20 protein-coding genes are annotated in these 22,775 nt (G+C 56.3%); 12 read left to right on the top strand and 8 right to left on the bottom strand.

Annotation, left to right across the window (positions count from 1 at the left end; all coding sequences use genetic code 11):
* Positions 1–45 precede the first annotated feature (45 nt).
* Positions 46–1,119, top strand: a complete 1,074-nt coding sequence (locus tag VFU50_03595; protein HEU5231920.1) for a tetratricopeptide repeat protein — start codon at positions 46–48, stop codon at positions 1,117–1,119.
* 62 nt (positions 1,120–1,181) lie between these two features.
* Complete coding sequence (locus tag VFU50_03590; GenBank protein HEU5231919.1) at positions 1,182–2,225, top strand: glycoside hydrolase family 130 protein; 1,044 nt, start codon at positions 1,182–1,184, stop codon at positions 2,223–2,225.
* On the opposite strand, the gene VFU50_03585 is transcribed toward VFU50_03590, so the two are convergent.
* From VFU50_03585 to boxC, 4 genes are all read right to left on the bottom strand, one after another.
* Positions 2,222–3,163 (bottom strand): helix-turn-helix transcriptional regulator, encoded by a 942-nt coding sequence (locus tag VFU50_03585; protein ID HEU5231918.1) that lies wholly within the window; start codon positions 3,161–3,163, stop codon positions 2,222–2,224. The genes VFU50_03590 and VFU50_03585 overlap by 4 nt on opposite strands.
* Positions 3,164–3,589 carry a hypothetical protein gene (locus VFU50_03580; GenBank protein HEU5231917.1) on the bottom strand — a complete coding sequence of 142 codons (426 nt, stop codon included), beginning with the start codon at positions 3,587–3,589 and terminating at the stop codon, positions 3,164–3,166.
* A complete protein-coding gene (gene boxB / locus VFU50_03575; GenBank protein HEU5231916.1) occupies positions 3,586–5,010 on the bottom strand; it encodes a benzoyl-CoA 2,3-epoxidase subunit BoxB in 1,425 nt (474 codons plus the stop codon). Before boxB ends, VFU50_03580 begins: the two co-directional genes overlap by 4 nt.
* A gap of 120 nt (positions 5,011–5,130) precedes the next feature.
* Entirely contained in the window at positions 5,131–6,840 is a 1,710-nt protein-coding gene (gene boxC, locus VFU50_03570) for a 2,3-epoxybenzoyl-CoA dihydrolase (GenBank protein ID HEU5231915.1), read from the bottom strand.
* Between the two features lie 155 nt (positions 6,841–6,995).
* Here boxC and VFU50_03565 point away from each other — a divergent pair, with 155 nt between their 5' ends.
* The 3 genes from VFU50_03565 to lpxC all read left to right on the top strand — a co-directional run bounded on the left by VFU50_03565 (position 6,996) and on the right by lpxC (position 8,682).
* Complete coding sequence (locus tag VFU50_03565; protein HEU5231914.1) at positions 6,996–7,352, top strand: cupin; 357 nt, start codon at positions 6,996–6,998, stop codon at positions 7,350–7,352.
* A gap of 130 nt (positions 7,353–7,482) precedes the next feature.
* On the top strand, positions 7,483–7,644 hold the full coding sequence (locus VFU50_03560; protein ID HEU5231913.1) for a hypothetical protein: 162 nt from the start codon (positions 7,483–7,485) through the stop codon (positions 7,642–7,644).
* Between the two features lie 126 nt (positions 7,645–7,770).
* Positions 7,771–8,682 carry a UDP-3-O-acyl-N-acetylglucosamine deacetylase gene (lpxC, locus tag VFU50_03555; protein ID HEU5231912.1) on the top strand — a complete coding sequence of 304 codons (912 nt, stop codon included), beginning with the start codon at positions 7,771–7,773 and terminating at the stop codon, positions 8,680–8,682.
* On the opposite strand, the gene VFU50_03550 is transcribed toward lpxC, so the two are convergent.
* The 3 genes from VFU50_03550 to purB all read right to left on the bottom strand — a co-directional run bounded on the left by VFU50_03550 (position 8,679) and on the right by purB (position 11,007).
* On the bottom strand, positions 8,679–9,041 hold the full coding sequence (locus VFU50_03550; protein ID HEU5231911.1) for a hypothetical protein: 363 nt from the start codon (positions 9,039–9,041) through the stop codon (positions 8,679–8,681). The two genes, lpxC and VFU50_03550, sit on opposite strands and share 4 nt — an antisense overlap.
* 415 nt (positions 9,042–9,456) lie before the next feature.
* Positions 9,457–9,666: a DUF433 domain-containing protein gene (locus VFU50_03545; GenBank protein ID HEU5231910.1), complete on the bottom strand. Its 210-nt coding sequence runs from the start codon at positions 9,664–9,666 to the stop codon at positions 9,457–9,459.
* 42 nt (positions 9,667–9,708) lie between these two features.
* Positions 9,709–11,007, bottom strand: coding sequence for an adenylosuccinate lyase (gene purB / locus VFU50_03540; GenBank protein HEU5231909.1), 1,299 nt, complete (start codon positions 11,005–11,007; stop codon positions 9,709–9,711).
* Between the two features lie 309 nt (positions 11,008–11,316).
* On the opposite strand from purB, the gene glmM reads away from it, so the two are divergent.
* The gene (gene glmM / locus VFU50_03535; protein HEU5231908.1) at positions 11,317–12,672 is read left to right on the top strand and encodes a phosphoglucosamine mutase; all 1,356 of its coding nucleotides are present in this window, start codon (positions 11,317–11,319) and stop codon (positions 12,670–12,672) included.
* A gap of 292 nt (positions 12,673–12,964) precedes the next feature.
* Positions 12,965–14,404 (top strand): chromosomal replication initiator protein DnaA, encoded by a 1,440-nt coding sequence (gene dnaA, locus VFU50_03530; GenBank protein ID HEU5231907.1) that lies wholly within the window; start codon positions 12,965–12,967, stop codon positions 14,402–14,404.
* Here dnaA and VFU50_03525 read toward each other — a convergent pair.
* The gene (locus VFU50_03525) at positions 14,381–16,891 is read right to left on the bottom strand and encodes a non-lysosomal glucosylceramidase (protein ID HEU5231906.1); all 2,511 of its coding nucleotides are present in this window, start codon (positions 16,889–16,891) and stop codon (positions 14,381–14,383) included. The genes dnaA and VFU50_03525 overlap by 24 nt on opposite strands.
* 152 nt (positions 16,892–17,043) lie before the next feature.
* On the opposite strand from VFU50_03525, the gene mltG reads away from it, so the two are divergent.
* From mltG to sdhB, 5 genes are all read left to right on the top strand, one after another.
* Positions 17,044–18,024, top strand: coding sequence for an endolytic transglycosylase MltG (mltG, locus tag VFU50_03520; GenBank protein HEU5231905.1), 981 nt, complete (start codon positions 17,044–17,046; stop codon positions 18,022–18,024).
* 129 nt (positions 18,025–18,153) lie between these two features.
* Positions 18,154–19,044 carry a DUF4292 domain-containing protein gene (locus tag VFU50_03515; protein ID HEU5231904.1) on the top strand — a complete coding sequence of 297 codons (891 nt, stop codon included), beginning with the start codon at positions 18,154–18,156 and terminating at the stop codon, positions 19,042–19,044.
* 93 nt (positions 19,045–19,137) lie between these two features.
* Positions 19,138–19,902 carry a succinate dehydrogenase gene (locus VFU50_03510; protein HEU5231903.1) on the top strand — a complete coding sequence of 255 codons (765 nt, stop codon included), beginning with the start codon at positions 19,138–19,140 and terminating at the stop codon, positions 19,900–19,902.
* 188 nt (positions 19,903–20,090) lie between these two features.
* Entirely contained in the window at positions 20,091–21,863 is a 1,773-nt protein-coding gene (sdhA, locus tag VFU50_03505; protein HEU5231902.1) for a succinate dehydrogenase flavoprotein subunit, read from the top strand.
* A gap of 154 nt (positions 21,864–22,017) precedes the next feature.
* Positions 22,018–22,773 carry a succinate dehydrogenase iron-sulfur subunit gene (sdhB, locus tag VFU50_03500; GenBank protein ID HEU5231901.1) on the top strand — a complete coding sequence of 252 codons (756 nt, stop codon included), beginning with the start codon at positions 22,018–22,020 and terminating at the stop codon, positions 22,771–22,773.
* Positions 22,774–22,775: the final 2 nt, after the last annotated feature.

Below are 22,775 nucleotides of genomic sequence, written 5' to 3'. Positions count from 1 at the left end.
GATGGAATTCATTGCTCTCGACAGGAAGGCAGTCTTCTTGCGCTGATGCTGCGTATTCTCTCAAAACAATTTTCCGCCAACATTGTGCGAGCGATCGCAGCTCTTCTGATTTTGCCGACGAGTGCAGGTGTGTCCGTTGCAGCTCAAGCTGCTTCGGAGAAAACGGCCCAGACTTCGCCCCAAGGTGTTCTTTCTCAGGCGCAACACTTGATCGACGAGAACAATCTTGATCAGGCCATTGGGCTACTTCTGCCTCTCCGCAATCAGCAGCCGGAGCACGGGCGTGTGGAGCATCAGCTCGGACTGGCGTATTACCGCAAGGGCGACTTCGCCGAAGCCGAGCATGCGTTCGCGCGCGCGATGCAACAAGACCCCAACGATCGGGAGGCGGTTCAATTACGCGGTTTAAGTCTCTTCCAACTCGGACGTCCCGCCGACGCAATTCCCTATTTGAAACAGGTGCAGTCCTGGATTGGTCCAGCGAACGTTGACGCCAACTACGTCCTGGGGCTCTGCTACATGCACACCCAGAAGTACGACGATGCGCGCAGGTCCTTCGCGCAAATGTATGGTGTGGCTCCGGACTCGGCGGCGGCGCATCTGTTTCTGGCGCGTATGTTGCTGCGGCAAGGTTACGATCCCATTGCGGAACAGAATGCGCAGCAGGCAGCGGCGATGGATCCCAAGCTGCCGCTGGTTCATTATCTACTCGGGGAATTTTTTCTGTACAAGTCGAATGTGCAGAAAGCGATCGAAGAGTTTGAGATGGAGCAGAAGCTGAATCCAGGGTACGCGGGTACTTACGACCGGCTTGGAGATTGCTACAGTCGCGTCGCGAGATACGACGATGCGGAGCGAGCTCTGCAACGTTCGATCCTGCTCGATGCTACGGCCACAGGCCCTTACATCCTGATGGGCAAAGTGCTGGTCAAGAAAAAAGATTACGCATCGGCTCTGAATTATCTTGAAAAATCACTGCGCATGGATCCGGCAAACTACATCGCACATCACCTTATGGGTGAAGCATACCGGGGTCTGGGCCGCGAGGCTGATGCTGAGCGCGAGTTGAAGAGATCGGAAGAATTGCAGTCATCTCAGGAAAATAAGCCGCAAGGCTGAGCCGGAGAAGAGCGAACACGAAGGTCACGAAGGCAACAAAAGAGGTCACGGAGAATTTCTTTGTGACCTCATGTGTTAACTTCGTGACCTTCGTGTTCGCCCCTCCGGGAACGGGTGAGTCAATGCTGAAAGCAATCATTCTGGCAGGATCGCTGCTATTGAGTTGCAGCGTCGGGGCGCAAGACGCTGCCGACACTCCCCCCAAAATCACAGTTGACTGGAGCAGTCCCACGCCCCTGATCTCGCCTTCGGGTTCAGGCGCTGCATCTGCGGGCACGTTTAATCCTGCTGCAGTGCGCGTCGGCAACAGGACGGTTCTTCTTTATCGCGAGCAGGATAAAGCAGGCACGTCTCGGATCGGCTACGCGTCGAGCAGCGATGGTGTGCACTTTACGCTTCGCGCCCAGCCAGTGCTCACGCCAGAAACTGACTACGAGAAAGATGGCGGCGTTGAGGATCCGCGCGTGCTCAAAATCGGTGACACGTATTACATGACCTACACCGGCTACAACAAGCGCGATGCCCAGCTCTGCATGGCGACTTCGAAAGACCTGATCCACTGGGATCGCAAAGGCATTCTGCTGCCTGCCTATAAAGGAACCTGGAACACGAAATGGACAAAATCGGGAGCCATTGTCCCGCAGAAGATCAACGGCAAATGGTGGATGTATTACCTGGGTACGAAGTCTGACAACCACGATTACATGGGGCTCGCCTCGTCTGACGATCTGCTGCACTGGGCTGATGCGACCCAAGAACCCGTACTTCCGCGAAACGCAGGAGCGTTCGACTCGCGCGTGATGGAGCCCGGACCTCCGCCGCTTATCACTTCCAAGGGCATTCTCCTCATCTACAACGGAGCAGACGACAATCTGGTGTACACAACCGGTTGGGCGCTTTTCGACAAGAATGATCCGACCAAGCTTCTGGCGAGAGCCGAGCAGCCGTTCTTACGTCCTAAGAAGGAATGGCAGCGCGTGGGACAAGTTCCTAATGTGGTGTTTACCGAGGGAATGGTCCAGATCGGGAAGCAGTGGTGGATCTATTATGGCGGAGCGGACAAATACATTGGAGCTTCCCGCATTAGAATCTCTTTGAAACCCTAAACGGGAATGCCTGCGCGATCGTTCTCTGCGTTCTGCAAATTCTGTAGGCACTCGGCAACAACTTGATCGACGGAAAGCTTGCTGGTATTGATGGCTGCGTCTGCCTGTCGGTAGAGCTGCTCGCGCTCTCCAAGGATGCGCTGGAGGTCAGACATAGCTTCGGGATTGTGTGCCATCGGCCGCATGTCTCCCTGCGCTACGACTCTCGCCATGTGCTCCTCCGGGGTGGCTTGCAGCCAGAGCGTATAGCAGGAGCTCAGGAGAGTGCGGTACGTCACCGGTTCCAAAACGAGACTGCCACCCGTGGCTACAACAAATCGAGATTGACTCCGCAGCAAGTCATCGAGGCACTGCCGCTCGAAGCGCCGAAAACCAGGCTGACCATATAAGTCAAAGATCATCGACAACGACACCCCGCTCGCGTGCTCAATCAGGCGGTCAAGTTCGAAAAAGGGAATGCGGAGTTTGTCTGCGAGCAGCCTGCCCACGCTGGATTTGCCTGCTCCGCGCAACCCGATCAACGCAATACGCTCATTCCTCGAGTTGCCATGGTGATTGCTAAAGTGTTCAGTTAATACCTGACGAGCTCGAGCGACGTGTTCCGGAGCGAGCCCGCGAAGAAATTCAACCGTGTGTTTCAGATCGGAAGAAGGCGACGTTTCTACTGTCAGGATCGTCTCGAGTGGCACTTCGAGCGCGCGGGCAATCTGTCGCAGAACAAGCACCGAGGCGTTTCCCGATCCGGTCTCAAGCTGCGCGAGAAAGCGCTCAGATACGCCCGAATCTGCGGCCAGAGCCTTGCGCGTCAGCCCACGCTCGGCGCGCGCCGATCGAATGTTTTTTCCCAGTAGCTGCAGATATTCGGAATCGCTCCGCGGTTCCATCGCCCCGCTCTTGAGTGGTGAGGAATGAACTCCGTTTTGGGAAGTCGTGGCCATCTAGGATACTGCCCGAAAATTGACGAGCACCTCCCGCAGCGGAAGCTTTTCTGTCTCAGAAAATTTCGCGAGCGCTTCAAGCACATTCCAGCCCGCAGAAGAGGGCAGAATCTTTACGTCTTCGAAGGGATAGGGATCTTCCAGTTGAATCAACCTTGCCTGCTGCAATTCGTTGAGCAATGAGTACATGGCTTCAACATCGAGTCCGCAGGATTCATGAAGCTCGGGCAAATAAGCTACGTCGGGCTTACGCTGCTGTCCGCGGCCGTGATAAGCGAGTTCTGCAATGTGAGCTAAGAGCTTGCGAGCTTGTGCCGAAACGGAACGCAGCTTGTCCGAAAATTCTCGAACCTCGACCGAGTGGATAGAACCTTCTGGCCACCGATCACTCATTCCAATGTCATTTACCACAAGGTCCGCACTCAATTGAACCTCACGTACTCGAAATCGATCGGCTTGTTGTTGATTCCCCGTGCCGGCGGTGCGATCCAGTTGGCGAACTTGCCCGGCTCAAGGACTTGTCCCATGAGCGATTCGATGTACTGGTGATCACTCTCGGACGGCATCCACTCACAACGGCGGCTGTTCCACTCGGACTCGCTGACGACTTGTCCGTCAGGAGTATTGAACTGTCCGGAAAAATTGCCGATCTTGCGATGGAATCCGACGTGAGGCAGCTTGAACCGAAATGGGATTCCGAGCTGGTCGGGTATGCGGTTCCAGCGGTTGATGCCGCCCTGAATCTCTTCGATGTAGTCGTCGCGGAGCCGCGCATTCAGCGCCGTAAGTGCAGGAACCCGCTTTTCGACGATGCGGCCGTTATCCATATCGAGCACCGGATATTCGTCTGCGGTGAGCTTATGGTCATCGGGCTTCTTTCCTTCTTCATAGCGGCCTTTTAGGCCGGTCGTGTAGTACGTCGCAGCGTTTGACGAGATCTCGGACCCGAACAGATCGAGCGTCACGCTGAAATGGAAGTTCACGAATTTCTGCAGCGTTTGCAGGTCGACTACGCCGAATTCACGCCCTTGGGAGGGATCGGTGAGGCCGTGCTCCTTCATTACTTCGCAGGTACGCTGAATCGTGCGCGCAACGCCCGATTCGCCGACGAACATGTGATGCGCTTCTTCGGTCAGCATGAACCGGCAGGTGCGCGAGAGCGGATCAAAAGCCGATTCTGCCAGCGAGGAAAGCTGAAACTTTCCGTCGCGATCGGTGAAAAAGGCAAACATGAAAAACGCAATCCAGTGCCGCGTCTGCTCATTGAAGGCAGTGAGAATGCGCGGATTGTTTGCGTCACCCGAACGGCGCTCGAGCAAGTACTCGGCTTCTTCGCGTCCGTCTTTCCCGAAGTAGCGATGCAGCAGATAGACCATTGCCCACAGATGCCGTCCTTCCTCGACGTTCACCTGGAAAAGATTGCGCATGTCGTAGAGAGACGGTGCAGTCTTTCCCAGCAGGCGCTGCTGCTCCACCGACGCAGGCTCGGTGTCACCTTGCGTGACAATGATGCGCCGCAGCGTCGAGCGATATTCTCCAGGGACTTCCTGCCACGCTGCTTGCCCCTGATGATCACCGAAGTGAACCTTCCGCTCCTCGTCGCGCGGCACGAGGAAAATGCCCCATCGGTAGTCCGGCATGCGGACGTATCCGAAATTGGCCCAGCCATCGCGATCGACGCTGATCGCAGTGCGTAGATATACCTGCAGATCCGTGCTGTCCGCCGGACCAGTGTCATTCCACCAACCCAGGAAAGCCGGCTGCCATTTCTCGAGGGCACGCTGAAGCGTACGGTCTCCGGCGAGATCGACGTTATTAGGAATGCGTTGCGAGTAGTCGATGTTCATGAATGTGTTCCTACACACAGTGTGTCATTCCGAACGCAGTGAGGAATCCCTACTGTGCCCAGCACGTTTCGACGGAGTAGGGATTCCTCGCTTCGCTCGGAATGACAGATAGAGAGGGCTTCATACCCGCTCCCAATTAAATTTCGCCTTGCTGCCGGTGCCGTAAACCTTTAAGGCGCCCGATTGTCCAACCGCGTTCGGACGAATGAAGATCCAGTTCTGCCACGCAGATAGGCGACCGAAGATACGCGTCAGCATCGTTTCCCGTTCCGGAAAGCGAAGATTCGCTTCGAGGCCGGTGAGAGCGTCGGGCGAAAGTGCGACCCGCGACTCGATCGCGAGCCGCAGTTCGTCTGCCCAGTCAAGATCGTCGGGCGCGGCGGTCACGAGTCCGAGTTCGGCCGCCCGCTCTGCTGTGAGCTTATTCCCAATCTGCGATCGAAGTTCCGACAGCCTTTGCTGATCGCCATAGAACCTCGCCACCAAACGCGATGTACCGGCGGCAGACGGTAATGCCGAGAATGCGGCAGCTTCTGAGTTCGCGTTAGCATCAAGATTCATCTCCGAAAGTCCGATGAACACCGACTCGGGATTATCGGGGAGATTGAGCATGTAGCTGCGGTCCGCGGACAGAGCAAGTTCAAAGAGAGTACCGACGAAGCATGAGTTCTCTTCGATGACCGCATACATCGAACGCGACGAGACGTCGAGACGGGCAAGCGTGCGGCGCAACATGCCGATAACCTCCCGAACGAACCAGTCCGAGCGATGCTCGACGAGCTGCCGATCAATTTCCAAAACTGCGTTGGCATTTCCTTTGGTCTTGAACAGCCAAAGTCCGAGCTCAAGCTCGTTTATCCGAAGCATGAGGATGGCATCGTCTAGTTCGCGGGCCATCTGCAGCGGCCACCAATTTGCGCCTGCGGATTTGATTTCGGCGAGAGTCTTAGCCGGCGCCGCTTCAGGCGCGCGCACTGTAATAGAGGCAGTGCGAGCCTCGCGGTCGAAGATTACGTCCACGTACTCGTAGTGATACCCGCGCTCATCGAGTTCGCGCTTCAGTGGCGTGAACTCAACGCTGGTTTCGTTGTGAGGACGGTCGCTCTGGCTTGCGAGTTCTTGCGCACGCCTCTGGATGTGATCGCTCCACTGCGCCGGCTTCACCACATCGTCTACCAGCCGCCACTCTTTTGCGCGCTGGCCCTGGATGCCCTCTGGTGTAGTGCAAAAAATGTCGGCGAGATCGCGCCGAACTTTGCGCTTATCGGTCACGCGCGTGAGGCCGCCGGTACCGGGCAGCACTCCCAAAAGGGGAACTTCCGGCAGGCTGACAGCTGACGAGCGATCATCGATCAGGAGGACCTCGTCGCAGGCAAGCGCGAGTTCGTACCCACCCCCCGCCGTCGTCCCATTACATGCCGCAATGAACTTTATCCCGGAGTTGCGGCTGGCGTCTTCAATGCCATTTCGGGTCTCATTGGTGAACTTGCAGAAGTTCACCTTCCACGCATGCGACGAGCTACCCAGCATGTAGATATTCGCGCCGGAACAAAAAACACGCTGCTTTGCGCTCGTGATCACGACCGCGCGTACTTCAGGATGCTCGAAGCGGATGCGTTGCAATGCGTCGTGCAGTTCGATATCCACGCCGAGGTCGTACGAATTCAGTTTGAGCTTGTAGCCCGGACGTATGCCGCCGTCCTCCTTCGTATCCATCAGCAAAGTGGCGATGGGGCCATCAAACTTAAGCTGCCAATGCTGGTAGCGGGACGGGTGGGTCTGAAAATCAACCAGCTGCTTCTCAGTGTCGGTGGCAAGAGCAGTTTCCATGAAAGCTCCAAATACAAGCCTAGAGATGCAGTTTATGTCATGTCAAGTAGCCTAAGCTGCAGTATTGTGCAGCATGCCCATGCCAGACATTCCCGCGCATATACTCGCCCTTTGGTTGCGCTAAGAACCAAACTCCAGTGAAAGGAACATCCGAGGTGCCGACTCTCATCTCTCAACCCGCGCGGATTCAAGCGGCCGGAACCAAGCCGAAACTCATCGACGAATATATTGGCCGTGTAAACAGCAGAACGCAGGCTGCCAGCGTCGCCCATATGCGCAGTCCCGCCAGGTGGGAAGAGCCTGGGCAGCGTCCTGAGTTCGATGAGTTCACTTTGGTTCTGAAAGGCATGCTGCGCGTCGCGCACGCATCTGGATCAATCGATGTTCACGCCGGCCAGGCAGTAATTGCGTACAAAGGTGAGTGGATTCAATACTCCACGCCTGAAGGAGCGGAATATATCGCGGTGTGCGTCCCCGCATTTTCTCCCGAAACGGTCCACCGCGACGCATGAGGCTGCATCCGAGATAGAGAGCCATGAATGAATGACAAGAACCATGCGACAAAGAATGTGACTGGACGATGGCTCGAAATCGACGAAGTCCGGCTGGTGAATGATCTCCGCATCATGCACGCCAAAGTCGATGAGCTCAACCTGCTCGTGCAGAATCTCAAACGTCGTCACGACGAAGCGGATCTACAACTATGCCGACCATCTGCTCCTTCAGGAAGACATCGACCGCGTGGACCAGATTTATCTCTGGTTTGTGGGTCTGAAAGAAGAAGGTCGGAAAAAGCTTGCCTGAAGAATTCTGCTTCGCGCGCATGCTTAAGGTGCGTCCTTCCAGCTCTCAGATGTAGCTTTTTTGCCACACCCTGTTTTTGCCGAGGCAGGGTATTCTGTTTTTTCGCAATACCTTACGCGCCCCCGCTTGGTTCAAGAGCAAACAATTCGACAGTCGATCAGCTTCAGTGGCGTTGGTCTCCACAGCGGAGCCGCGGTGAAGATGCGTATCCTTCCCGCTCCTGCCGGCAGTGGAATCAACTTCCGGCGCGTCGATCTCGATAATTTCGACATCGAGGCAGTGGGACGTAATGTCGCGAAAGTCAGTTACGCGACCAGTCTCATGCGACGCGGCGTTCTGATCTCGACTACCGAGCATGTTCTCTCGGCCTTGATGGGAGCAGGGATCGACAACGCCGGCATCGAGCTCGACCAGCTCGAAGTTCCCATTCTGGACGGAAGCGCAAGGCCGTTTCTTGAAGCAATTCAACGAGTCGGAATCAAACGCCAGAGGAGGCCACGCACTTACTGGCGCGTGCTCAAGCCAGTTGAAGTACGGGATGGACAGAAGTTTCTCGGCGTTTATCCGGCGGAACGCTACTCAGTTTCGTACACCATCGATTTTCCCCAGCCGATCGGCATTCAGAGCTACGACATCGATCTAGCCGGCGACAGCTACGCGCGAGAAATCGCGCCCGCCCGCACTTTCGGTTTCCTGCGCGATGAAAGTGCGTTGCGCAATATGGGACTGATTCGTGGCGCTTCGGAGGAGAACGCGATTGTGTTGACTGACACTGGCGTAAAAAACGGCCCGCTTCGCTTCGAGGATGAATTTGTTCGCCACAAGATTCTCGATCTCATCGGCGATCTTGCGCTGCTCGGCCATCGCATTCTGGGAAAAGTGATTGCCAATCGCGCCGGGCACGCGATGCACACGGCGCTCGTCACGCGTCTGCTCAGGGATAGATCATTGTGGGAAGAGGCGCAGATCTCGCGCGAAGAAGATGAGCTGCTGGAGAGGACGACGGCCGAGCCAAGCCCGGCCGTGCTCCACCGTTAATTCGCTGGTACCAGCCGAGCCGGCCGCCGATTAATCTTCTTCAGAACCCGTCCACGTCCCGGATCGCACGTCGTCATACCGACGAATTCGGGGGCTAATCCATCTCGTCGCTCGAAAAAGTAGCTCCGCATCGTGAGGCAGACCGAGGAATGACCATCAGGGTCTCCGGTTACCTGAATGTGATCAAAATTCTCGAGACGGCGAAATTTCGGATCGCCCAAAGTAAATTGCCGCGCCGGAATGGACGACGATCCAGCATTGGCATCAGCTTGGGAAACCGCTTGAGGATGATTAGCGGTAGCGGGCAAATCAGCGGGCTGGGCAAGCCCCAACAGCAATACGGGAAGAAAGAGGCCCATGTCGAACTCCTTTCTCGGCTGAAAGTATAGCTCTCAACGGGAACAGAGAGCAGTGCCTCAGGTTAGAACGGGGCCTCGAACAGGACTTGCAGAATTTATTTTCGAATTTCGATGATCTTACCCGGCACAGCTAGGTGGAGTTCGGCAAGTAAGGTTTTGGCAAGCGGCAAAATATCGACGAGGCGATTTAATCGGGCACACAAGACAAAAACGGGAATTCTGACTTTCTTCGCATTCTGCTGAAATTGCAGATTGCGTCCACGGTGACGAGAGCTTCAAATTCCGCCTCAGCGACGCGCAGTAACTCTCCCTTTTTCATACCGGCGCGCCCAATTTCTTGAACCGTTAGGACCTCGTGCATCGGCAGAGCATCGCGGAAGCGCCGGTCTATGCACTCATCTAGCAATATCTTCAATCAGTGCGCTGCCTGAACCAGGTGAGACTGAGCTTCATCCAAGAGGCTGAGAACCTGATCTCGCTTTACCGAAGGGAAGCCTTCAAGAAAACTATTAATCGATTCTCCGGCTTGTAAGTACTCAAAAAGCGTCTGCACCGGGACACGGGTTCCGGCGATCACAGGAGTGCCGCCGAGGATGTCTGGCGACGATGTGACCAGTGAATCCATGTGGATATTATGCCTTCTTCCCGTCTTTGCGATTGCGCTTTTCTACGATGACGAGAACACCCGGGCAAAAATGCCGTCCACATTTCCGAGCTGCCGTTTTAGATTAAAGGCACCTTCGATCTGCTCGCCGGAGAGTTTGCTGCGAATCTCGGAATCATTGCGGATCGCTTCACGAAAGTTGGTTCCGTTCTTCCAAGCCGCCATTGCATGCTTCTGGACCAGGCGATAGGCGTCTTCGCGCGACATGCCTGCTTCCGCCAAATCGAGCAGCAGTTGTCCGCTGAAGATCAGTCCGCCCGTGCTCTCCAGATTCTGCAGCATGCGGTCGGGATAAACGAGCAGTGTGTCGAGCAGCGTGGTGGTCTTGTGCAGCAGGTAATCGATCAAGATCGTCGAATCCGGCAGGATTATGCGCTCGACCGAGGAATGCGAGATATCGCGCTCGTGCCACAATGCCACATCTTCGAACGCCGCCTGCGCATTTCCGCGCACGACACGCGCCAGTCCGCTGATTTGCTCGCAGGTAATCGGATTCCGTTTGTGCGGCATCGCCGACGACCCTTTTTGCTTTTCGCTGAAATACTCCTCGGCCTCGCGAACTTCGGTGCGCTGGAGATGACGAATCTCGACGGCGATTTTGTCCAGCGTGCTGGCGATTACCGCCAAAGTCGCAACGAAGAATGCGTGACGGTCGCGCTGGATTACCTGGCTGGAGATGGCCGCAGTCTTCAAGCCCAATCGCGAGCAGATCTTCTCCTCCAGCTCCGGCGTAAGGTGAGCCAGCGTGCCAACGGCTCCCGAAATCTTTCCCACGCGCATGTCTTCCGCTGCATGCTCGAAGCGCTCGATGTTGCGTTCCGTTTCGGAATACCAGTTGGCGAGCTTCAGTCCGAAAGTGGTGGGTTCGGCATGAATGCCGTGCGTGCGACCAATCGTGGGCGTGTGCTGAAATTCAAACGCGCGTCGTTTGAGGACGGTCTTCAGGGCTTCAAGATCGTTACGAATGATCAACGAGGCTTCATGAATCTGCAGTGCCTGCGCCGTATCGACGACGTCATTCGACGTAAGCCCGAAATGCAGCCAGCGCGCTTCTGGACCGACCTTCTCCGCGACAGCAGTGGTGAAGGCGATTACGTCGTGCTTGACCTCTGCTTCGAGAGCCTGAATGCGCGACAAGTCGAAGTCGCCGCGCTCACGAATGGCTTTCGCGGCCGACTCCGGAACCATGCCGGCTTCGGCCAGCGTCTCCGTAGCCGCCACTTCGACGCGCAGCCACATGCGAAATTTATTTTCGTCACTCCAGATTCGGCCCATTTCGGGCCGGGTGTAGCGTGGGATCACGCGCGAGCCTCAACGATCACTTGGAAGTCGCCCGAAGCAGCCGGGCGGAAGAGAACAGAAAGAATAGCGTAGAAGAGCGGGTTCGCGCGAACAGAACCGCGGGCAGCAGGGCGGATCGCAGGAGAGCATCGGTGTTGCGCTTGCAGGGGTCCTATCCGGTGGGGCAGTCACGTTCTTTGCAGCTGCGCATCGTCGTGAACGCCTTCGGGCGCAGCAACGCGCGGACTTAGCCCGTTCACACATTTCCGGCCCACCGCCTACACACGGCGATTGTTGCCTCAGTCCTGCTAGACTTTCCTGTTTGTCTTTATGAGCCGAAAGCTATTTGGGACCGACGGAATCCGGGGAGTCGCTGGAGAACTTCCGCTCGATTCAGGCACCGTCTTCGCGATCGGACTAGCTTTGGGTCATCATCTTGCTCATCAAGGACAACGTCCGCGCGTGGTCATCGGACAGGACACACGACAGTCCAGCGCATGGATCGCCGACCGGCTCTCCGACGGGTTGAGAGCGTCCCAGGCCGAGGTCTCGTCTGCGGGCGTGATCACAACTCCTGGCATCGCGTATCTCGCGCGCGAACTCGGCTTCGACGCGGGCGTAGTGATCTCGGCGTCGCACAATCCCTGGACCGACAACGGAATCAAAGTCTTCGGCGGAGACGGTTACAAACTTTCCGATGAGCTTGAGCTCGCAATCGAAAAAGAAATTTTTCGTTTTATTGAGACGCACCGCGAGGTCACAGCAGCAGCGTCAAACGTCTCCAGCCTTCCGGGCGATCACTCGCTGCGGGAAAAATATGAGACGTGGCTGAAGCAAAAGGTCTCAACCCCGAAGATTCGAGGCAACGTTGTCATTGATTGCGCCAATGGAGCCGCAAGCGCCTGCGCTCCAGAGCTTTTCAAGATGCTTGGCTTCGGCGCTGAGTTCATCCATTTCAAGCCGAACGGCAAGAACATCAACGATGCCTGCGGCGCGCTTTATCCGCAGGTGGTGGCCGAGGAAGTAAAGAAAAGGGGAGCCGCTCTCGGCGTGACGTTCGATGGCGACGCGGATCGCGCGCTTTTTGCCGACCGCAACGGAAACGTTGTCAATGGTGACGCGGTGCTACTCATGGCGGCGCGTGACCTGCAGGCTCGCAGGGAACTTGCGAGCGACACCGTGGTAGCGACCACGATGTCCAACATGGGACTTGAAGCCGCGCTGAAGCGCTCGGGTATTCGCATGTTGCGAGCCCCGGTAGGAGACAAATACGTCCTCGACGAGATGCGCAAGACCGGAGCCGTGCTGGGAGGGGAGCAGTCCGGCCATATCATCTTCTCTCGCGTCGCAACTACGGGTGATGGGCTGCTAACCGCGCTGATCGTCCTCGAAATCATTTCCCGAAACGGAAAGCAGCTCGATGAACTCGTCGGCGATCTCAAAGTTTTTCCGCAGGTGATCAAGAACGTGCGTGTTCGCGAGAAGCAGCCGCTGGATCAAATTGCAGCTGTGAGTTCTGCGATTCGTGCCGCCGAGCAGGACCTCGCGGGAAATGGGCGCGTGGTCGTCCGCTACTCCGGGACTGAGCCGCTGGCCCGCGTGATGATCGAAGCCGAGTCCAAAGACAAGATGGAGAAGCACGCCGACTCGATTTCCGGCGCGATTCAGGCGGCAATTGGAGCGTAATGTTCAGGTATTACTCTGAGTTTGTGAAATGTGCAGAAAATGCACTAAAAATGCGGCTCTCAGAAGTTTTCCACAACCGATTTTTTTGTGCTACTATCCGTTGAGTTTCAAGTTTAACGATTCAGCAAGTGAACGCTCAGCCTCCGACCTTCGATTCCGTAGCGAAGGCTTTTTCAGGCTCAAAACGATGAACTTTGGCGCTCGATAATTCCCCTTCGAACCGCCAATAGCCGCCGTTCGGACATTTGTTTTGCCGCTGGCGAACGCGCGGATGCTTTACTGGAAATATTCAATGTCGCTCTCTACCACTGCTGCTGCTCAAGTAAATCCATGGATGCGCATCCTGGGCGCCCTGGAAAAGAAAGTTAATCGACACTCTTTCGAAACCTGGCTCAAGCCAACGCGATTCAGCCATGCGGTGGGCAAGGTGATGTTCGTACGCGTGCCCACTCCCGAGTTCCGCCACATTGGCGACAAATACGGCGACCTTATTTTCGAAGCGGTCGATAACCTCGGCCTTGAGTTTGAAGATTTTCAATTCGTCACCGTCGAGGAGGATCCGGCGGTAGTCGCGCAGCGTCCTCCATCCCAGGGAATTCCGGCGCAGTCGGTGACCCATCACTCAATGGGGAACGGAGCCGCGGCGGCCCCGGCTCGTGCAGTTGCGTCTGCTCCAGCTGGCGCTTCACAAGCGCGGTTTGATTGGGAAACTGCCGCTCAACTCAACCCGAAGTACACCTTCGACGCCTTCGTCATCGGCAGCGGCAATCAGTTCGCACACGCGGCAGCGCGTGCTGTCGCTGAGCGTCCGTCAAAGGCCTACAATCCGCTCTTTCTTTATGGCGGCGTTGGCATGGGTAAGACGCACCTCATGCAGGCGATCGGACACGAAGTAAAGAAGCGCATGCCCGAAGCTGCGATCTGCTATGTCTCCAGCGAGAAGTTCACCAACGAGATGATCAACTCGCTGCGCTACGACAAGATGACGAGCTTCCGCGACAAGTTCCGCAATGTCGATCTGCTGCTCATCGATGACATTCAGTTCCTCGCGCAAAAAGAGCGCACGCAGGAAGAGTTCTTCCACACGTTTAACGCTCTGCATGAATCGATGAAGCAGATCGTGATTGCCAGTGATCGTCCGCCGAAGGAGTTGGCGGAGATCGAAGATCGCTTGCGCAGCCGGTTTGAGTGGGGACTGATCGCCGACATTCAGCCGCCAGACCTGGAGACGAAGGTCGCAATTCTGCAGAAGAAAAGTGAGAGCGAAAAAGTCCCACTCCCGACCGATCTCGCGCTCTATATCGCGTCCAACGTTCGCACCAACGTGCGCGAGCTCGAAGGCGCGCTCATCCGCCTGATGGCGTACTGCTCGCTCACCGGAGCGGAAGTGACGCTCAGCACAGCACAGCAGGTTCTCAAGAACTTTATCGACTCGCAGGCGCGGAAGATCAGCGTCGAGTCGATTCAGAAAGCAGTAGCGGAACAGTTCGGGCTTCGCCTGCCGGAGATCAAGCAGAAGAACAACTCACGGTCAATCGTTGTTCCGCGGCAGATCGCGATGTATCTCGCCAAGCAGATGACCGATTGCTCGCTGCCGGAAATTGGCAGGCAGTTTGGCGGCAAGCATCACACTACGGTGATGCATTCGATCGCGAAAATCGATGAGCAGCGCCGCGCGGATAAAGATCTGAACCGCACCATCAACAAGTTAATGGAAACTCTGAACGGTTGAGGTTCCGTTCGCAGTCTGCCTTGCTCCCATGCGCCTGGCGACAGCAACGGCTGCCGGCGGGAGTTCCATCGACCAGATCGCACCCGGACGCATATACATGCTGGCGCGGTAGAATCCGCGAGCATCGTAGGCTTCCGGTGTGCGGAAGAAGTAGCCACGGTCCTTCCAGACTACGTTGTACACGCCTTCGGCGGTCTTGAAAGCTTCGTCGCGCATGCCCTCCGAGAGCATGTGGGACGCGACGCTGAACGTCGTTCCAGTCCAGACTTCTTCTACCTGCTCGTTTTCGTGCAACGCAGTTCCATCCGCTGCGATGCCATTGATCGCGCCCATCGTTCCATTCTGGAACTTCATGACGTTGTAATCGAAGACGTGCTTGAGCGCGGAGCGCCGCATCTCTGCCGGAACCAGATCGCCGAGTCCAGTGAGATTCGCGTACCACTGTCCGGCGAGCTGCTCGGCCATGATGTCGGTTTTGTAGTCGCTGCCTACGTCGTAGTTGAAGTACGTGCCGTTCCAGAGCTTCTTGATGAATGCAGCCTGCGCACGCTTGAAGAGATCGTCATACGTCTTAGCGGTTGCGCTATCGCCGATGTGGCGTGCGATCTCAGCCGTAGCGCGCAAGGCGGCCAAATACAGGCTGCCGCTGTACGAGCTCTCTCCGCGCGCAACCCAATTGTCATATGTCTGATCGGGAAAGCCGCCGTTTTCGATCAGTCCGTCGCCATCGGTGTCATATTGCCGCAAGTGCTCCATGGCAAGCTTCACGGCATTCCATGTGTAGCGCAGGAAGTCCGTGTCTTTGGAGCCGCTGAAGACGTAATCGCGCCACACCATCAGCACGTATTTGCTGTTCAGATCGCGCCAGTTGGAGACGTCCTGATAGTTGTACTGATTCACGTTCACGAACGGATCTTCCGTTGGCGAGCCAAGATCATGCGGAGCGGAACCGGCTGTCTTCCGCGGCATCAGCGTCAGGCTGCGCGTGTGCTCGGCTTTCCACGCCCAGACATACTCCTGCGGATTGCTTTCGGGGATCGTGTCGGTGTACTCACGCATCTCTTGCTTCTCGATCTCGGGCCAAAACTTCACTAGAGGAAACGAGCCGTAGAAGCGCACGTCCGACGTCCCGTAGTACTTGTAGTCGAAGCATTCGAGGTAGCTGAAGCTGTCGGCGAGCTTGGCTGATGGATGCTTCGGATTGCCGAGCCCATGCAACTCGTGTCCCCACATCGTGCCGCCGTCCGCAAGAATGTAGAGCTCGTTGAAGAGCTCGCCGCGATACCACAGCGGCTTGGACTCGTCGTTGACGATCGGGCTCTGCCACGCATCGATCTGCGCGCTCCAGTTCTGATCGCTTTCAAGCGCGGTTCTGGCGAGCTTCCATGCATTCGTTCCTGAAGCATCGAAGAATTCGGTGTAGTGGCGAAGCCATTTGCGTCCGCCTCCAAATTCCACAATGGGAAGATCCCAGGAGAGTGCCATGGGAATGAGCTTCTTCTCGTTCGGAGCCAGCGTGAAGCGCACCGCAATCGCCGCGGCCATTGGCTCACCGGAGCTGGCCACCTTCGGAGCCCAATTCGGAAGGCGTCCCGATTCTGAAAACGGCTTCCAAACTTCTTCACCTCCGCCGAAGGGAAACCAGTTTGTAATGTAGGAAATCTCGACGCCCGAGCCGGCCAGTGCGGCGATGGCGAATTGGCCGTCCCACTCGTCCTGAACTGGCCTATTGCGCAGACGGTCGAAGATGATGCCCTGCATGTTTCCGCTACCAATCTGCTCGGCGCGATAAAAATTCTTATTCTGGTTGTTGAGTGCGCCCGAGAAGTTTGGCAACTCGTCGCGGAACCACCCCACCATGTTCGTCCATGAAAAGAGAATGGAAACGGTGACGGGCTTATCGCTCGGATTCTGCGCGAACCAGTTGTAGATCGCGACGGGATAACTCGACTCCTTGTAGTTGTTAGGTAGAACCGGAGAGAACTGCTCCAGCGTGAGACTCACCGGCAATTCGGAAGAGCGATACACAAACCACGACTTCGGATACAAAGCAGCATATTCGCCCGCTCCTGCCGGATAGCTCCAGTTCCACGCCGCAAGAGCCCCGCCCTGCGGTTTGCCTGTAGCAAGCACTTCCGCGACTGGCTTCTCGCCCTCGCGCTGAACGAAGACCGCGAACTGATTCGACGGCACGTCCTGATATTTGTGAACACCGGCCTTGACGTGCCAGCGTTCGAAGTGTCCGCGATAAGACCGCGAGAACGTACCTGCGCCGAATCCGCCGACGGGAGCGCCCTGCCAATAGCCATCGTCGATGTTCTGATTCACGAGCTCCGGCTTTGTGCCGCCGGGGTTGGCCGGCGGTTGTCCGATGGGAATTCGCCAGGCGGCTCGTGGGATAGCATCGTCGGCTCCGGCATAGAGCGCGGCAATAAGGACAAACACAAACGCACGAAGAGCAGAACGACAGGCAAAAGAACTATTCATAAATCGATTTACTAGCCTCTTTGAGCAGTGCGCACGAGTGTACTGCTGAACTGTGCATTGTGCAATCGTGTAACTGCGGGGCCTGTACCAACGGAATTTAGGCGTGGGATTCGGTGAGCCTGCCGGGGCTGAAATGAATCTAAAATTTGAGAATGCGCAGGCTGTTTGCGTGGTTTATTGTCGTGCTGGTCGCAGCGGTCATCTGGGTGGGATTCGTGTATGTGATGCGTACCGGCCCGTCGCAGCAGACCTTTGTTGATTTTAAGAACGGCTCCTCAGCGCGACACATTGCTACAGAGCTGAAGCAGGCTGGGATGATTCGCAGCCGCTGGGCGTTTCTTCTTGTACATCTCTACCGGCATCGTTCACTCAAAGCGGGTGAGTACGCTTTCGATCATCCGGACACCCTGAGCAACATTTACAACCGCATCGCGCGCGGCGACACTTACGCGAGAGTTCTCACTGTTCCCGAGGGATACAACATCTTCGACATCGCTGCCGAGGTGGAGAAGTTAGGGATCGACTCGCAACAGAATTTCCTGGAGCAGGCCCGGAGCCAAGTCGCGCTGGTTCACGATCTTGATCCATTCGCGCCGAGCCTGGAAGGTTATCTGTATCCAGATACCTACCGCTTTGCGCGCAAGAACAAAGCGCCGGATGTGATTGCAGCAATGGTGAAGCGATTCCATCAGGAAGCGCACCAGATTGGCCTGACCAGCGACGTGCATCGCATCGTCACGATGGCGTCAATTGTCGAGAAGGAAACGGCGGTCGCGGACGAACGTCCGCTGGTTGCCGGAGTCTTCTACAACAGGCTGGCACAGCACATGGCGCTCGATACCGATCCGACCGTGATCTATGCGGCGCTGCTCGCGAATCGATACCGTGGAACGATCTACGCGTCCGATCTCAAATATTCCTCGCCTTACAACACGTATCGTAATCAAGGACTGCCGCCCGGGCCAATTGCCAATCCGGGAAAAGACTCCCTGCTTGCGGCGATGCATCCGACGCACACTGACTACCTGTATTTCGTCAGCGACAACCAGGGACATCACCGATTTTCGAAGAGCCTCGAAGAGCATCAGCGAAATGTCGCCGAATATCGACGCGCCGTTGGCGGCGGGCGATAACCTCGACTCCTAATTAGTCCCCTGCCACGCAGCAAAAGCTGAGCGATACCGTTTCGCTGGCGCGAGTCTGCGGTTGTGAATCGAAGCGCTCTTATATACTGAATTTTTCGGCAGTCCTCACCCGTTGGCATGCACATACGATCGGCGGCTCAATCCCTCGTAGTAGGTTTACTCGCACTCTCGGTTTCCGGGTGCCTGGTTCACACGCGCAAGCTGGAACGCCGACAGGTAAATACCTCTAATCTTCTTACCGCCACGCTGCCGCAACTCGTCGAGCAAATCAACACCGAAGCCCGGAAGATTCACTCGCTTAGCGCGACCGTTGAAATTGCTACATCGCTCGGGGGTACCAAGAAAGGGCAAGTCACCGATATTCAGCAGATCAAGGGCAACATCCTGGAAAAAGATCCGGACATGCTCCACGTGCTCGGTCGGCTACCGCTGGTGGGAAGCCGTGCATTCGATATGGTGAGTGACGGTACGAGTTTCAAGCTCTCGATCCCGCCGCTGAACAAGTTCATCACTGGACCGGCGAACGAGCCCGCCCAGCCTTCGAAGAACACGCTCGAGAACCTTCGTCCAAAGGTGTTCTTTGATTCGCTGCTGCTCCACGAAATCAAGCCGACAGAGATCGCGTTTCTCGAGCAAAGTACGGAGGTCGTGCCCGACGCGCGCGATAAAAAGAAGAGCTGGGAGATTCCCGACTACATCATCGACGTGCTTGAGCGCGACGGCGACTGGTGGCGGTTGGAGCGAAAGATCACTTTTGCCCGCACCGATCTCAAGCCTCACCAGCAAATGATCTACGACGCCAGCGGCGCCATTGCGACAAAGGCGACCTATGAAGACTTTGCCGACTACGGTGGAATCAGCTTTCCCTCTGTGATTACGATCAATCGTCCAAAAGAGGAGTACACGATCAAGATCACGATCGAGAAACTTGAGCTCAACAAGCCACTCTCTGATGATCAATTTGTGCTGAACCAACCGCCCGGCGCGCAGGTGACTACACTGAAATAGGTGCGAGTTTATTTGACTCGCTCTTCCGCTGAACCAGATAATGAGAAGTTTGCTAGTGCATTCCCGAACCACTAAGGAGAGTTGAGGAAAACGATGGCGACGGCAGCGCCTCCGAGCGCGGGTTACGAGCAGGAGAGATCGTCGGGCGTTAAGCCGTTGCGCGCAGGACAGGGTCATCAATTTTTGCTTCGCCGCTTGCATTCGCTCAGCGGCATTGTTCCAATCGGGGCCTTCCTTGTCGAACACTTCGTTTCCAATGCGTATGCGACCAACGGTCCTCACGCATACGCAACGCAAATCAAGTTTCTGAATTCATTACCCTTTGTTCCATTTTTGGAATGGACCTTCATCTATATTCCGATCCTTTATCACGCCCTGTATGGGATCTACATCTGGTATCGCGGCGAATCGAACGTAATCACCTACCCGTGGCAAGGAAACTGGATGTACACGGCCCAGCGATGGACGGGAATCATTACATTCGCATACATCATCCAGCACGTGTACCACCTCAGATTCAGCGGACCACGACTGCTTGAGTATCCCGGCGCCGGATTCGGGAAGGTTCAGCAGGAGCTGATGAATCCCTGGATGCTGGCCTTTTACATCATTGCGATCATCTGCGCCTCCTGGCACTTTGCCTACGGAATCTGGCTTTTCTGTGCCAAATGGGGAATCGCACAGGGCGAACGAGCGAGGCGCAAAGTGGGCGGAGTCTGCCTGGTGATCGGATTGCTGTTTGTGATCGTGGGAATGGTGACGGTGAAGGCCTTCGTTGCCCCTCCCGATCCGGCGTGGCGACATATGGGCACTGATCCTGCGACGGCCAGACAGGTGGAAGGCGAGCAGGTGCATTGAGCTGCATTCCGCTGTCATTCCGAACCGCCGGTTTTTGGCGGTGAGGAATCCCTACGGACTGCTATGAAGATCCTGGACGATCAGGAGTTCTTCCGAATCGGTAGCGTTGGCTTCGTAATCCTCTGGTTTGTGGGTGGCGATAAGGATTCCTCACCGCGAAACCAGCGGTTCGGAATGACAACGAACACATAATGGCGAATCCAAAGATCATCGTTGTAGGTGGTGGACTGGCAGGGCTATCGGCGACCATCAAAATTGCCGAAGCCGGCGGACACGTGGATTTGTTTTCCATCGTGCCGGTGAAGCGCTCGCATTCCGTCTGCGCGCAGGGCGGGATTAACGCGGCCAAGAACCTCAAAGGCGAAGGCGACACCACCTGGCAGCACTTCGATGACACCATCTATGGCGGCGACTTCATTGCCAATCAGCCTCCAGTGAAAGACATGTGCGAGGCGGCGCCGGGCATTATCGATCTGCTCGACCGCATGGGCGTGCCATTCAATCGCACTCCCGAAGGGCTGCTCGACTTCCGCCGCTTCGGCGGAACGCTGTATCACCGCACCGCATTTGCCGGAGCCACGACTGGCCAGCAATTGCTCTATGCCCTCGATGAGCAGGTGCGTCGATACGAATCCGAAGGCCGTGTCAGCAAGTTTGAGAGCTGGGAATTCCTTTCTGCGGTCATCGATTCGCAGGGAATTTGTCGCGGCATTTGCGCGATGGACCTGCGCTCAATGGAGGTTCGCACCTTCCCCGCCGACGCGGTGATTATCGCCACTGGTGGCATTGGCGCGATCTTCGGAAAATCCACGAACTCCGTGGTCTGCACCGGATCGGCGCAGTCAGCGCTTTATCAGCAAGGTGCATATTACGCGAACGGTGAATTCATCCAGGTGCATCCGACATCGATTCCAGGGGACGATAAGCTGCGTCTCATGTCGGAGTCAGCCCGCGGCGAAGGCGGACGCGTCTGGGTTCCGAGAACGCAAGGCGACAAGCGCGATCCCCGCAGCATTCCCGAATCGGATCGCTGGTACTTCCTTGAGGAGTGGTATCCCAAGTACGGCAACCTGGTTCCACGCGACGTAGCTACACGAGCAATTCACAAAGTCGTTTATGAGTACAACCTCGGCATCGATGGCCAGCCGATGGTCTATCTCGATCTCACGCACATCGATCGCGCCACGCTCGACCGCAAACTCGAAGGCATTCTGGAGATTTACGAGAAGTTTGTCGGCGACGATCCGCGCGTCACGCCGATGAAGATCTTCCCGGGCATGCACTACACCATGGGCGGACTGTGGGTCGATTTCAAGCAGGCCACGAGTATTCCTGGCATCTTCGCGTGCGGAGAATGCGAGTACGGCTACCACGGCGCGAATCGTCTCGGTGCGAACTCGCTGGTGTCCTGCATCTTCGGCGGATTTGTAGCCGGCCCGCAGGCGCTGGCATACGCCAGAAATCAGTCGAAATCGGCGAGCGTGAATGGCGCATTCGATTCGGAACGCAAGCGGCAGGAAGAGATCAACGCCCGATTGATGAACTCGGAGGGAACGGAGAATCCCTTCCGGCTCTGGCGCGAGTTGGGCGAGATCATGACGAAAAACGTCACGGTCATCCGCTACAACGAAGCATTGCAGCAGACCGACGCCAAGATCGTTGAACTCCTCGAACGCTATCAGCGCATCAACCTGAGTGACCGCGAGATGTGGGCGAACACGTCGTTCGTCTTCACGCGCCAGCTTTACAACATGCTGCAGCTCGCGCGCGTAATCACACAGGGAGCAGCATTACGCAACGAATCTCGCGGCGCACACTACAAACCGGAGTTCCCGGAGCGGGATGACGTGAATTTCCTCAAGACAACGAAAGCGTACTTCGCTCCCGATGCGGACGAGCCACGATTTGAATTTGAACCCGTGGATACGTCGCTCATTAAACCGCGGCCGAGGAAGTACTGAGCTGCGCTGTATTGTCATTCCGAGCGGAGCCTCTCCCTGCATTTGGGAGAGGCGGAGAGAGGAATCCCTATGACTCTCCGTAACGGGGGCGATAGGGATCCCTCATCCGCCTGAGGCGGATTCAGAATGACAACCGGAAAATGACTGGAAACTAATGGTCCCAAACGGCAAAACCGTACTGATAAAAATCAAACGCCAAGCCTCGCCCAAATCAACTCCATACTGGGAAGAGTTCGCGCTGCCCTGGAAGCCGGGCATGAACGTGATCTCGGCGATGATGGACATCGCCGCCAATCCCGTCACTCGCGACGGAAAACCATCGCGTCCGATCACCTACGACTCGAATTGCCTTGAAGAAGTTTGCGGCTCCTGCGCGATGCGCATCAACGGACGCGCGCGCATGGCATGCTCTGCCCTCATCGACAAGCTCGAACAGCCAATCACGCTCGAGCCGCTTTCGAAATTTCCCGTCATTCGTGATCTTGCGGTGGATCGTTCTGTACTGTTCGAGAACCTCAAGCGAGTGAAGGCTTGGGTGCCTGTGGATGGCACTTACGATCTGGGTTCCGGTCCACGACAAAGCACCACACAACAGGAAGCCGCGTATCCGCTCTCACGATGCATTTCATGCTGCTGCTGCATGGAGGTCTGTCCTCAATTCAACGACAAGACCAACTTCGTTGGCGCTGCGACGATCGCGCAGGTGCGGCTATTCAACACGCATCCAACAGGCGCCGCGTTGAAAGAAGATCGTCTGCATGCCCTCATGGGAGACGGCGGAATTCAAGAATGCGGATACGCCCAGAATTGCGTGGAGATCTGTCCGAAGGACATCCCCCTGACCAATGCGATCGCAGAGGTCGGGGGACAAGTAATGAAGCAGGCAATCAAAGATATCTTCACGAGATAACT

The sequence above is a fragment of the Terriglobales bacterium genome, from assembly GCA_035764005.1.
Taxonomy (GTDB): domain Bacteria; phylum Acidobacteriota; class Terriglobia; order Terriglobales; family Acidobacteriaceae; genus Gp1-AA112.
Note: the sequence above shows the minus strand (reverse complement) of the source record. Positions and strands in the feature narration are given on the sequence as shown.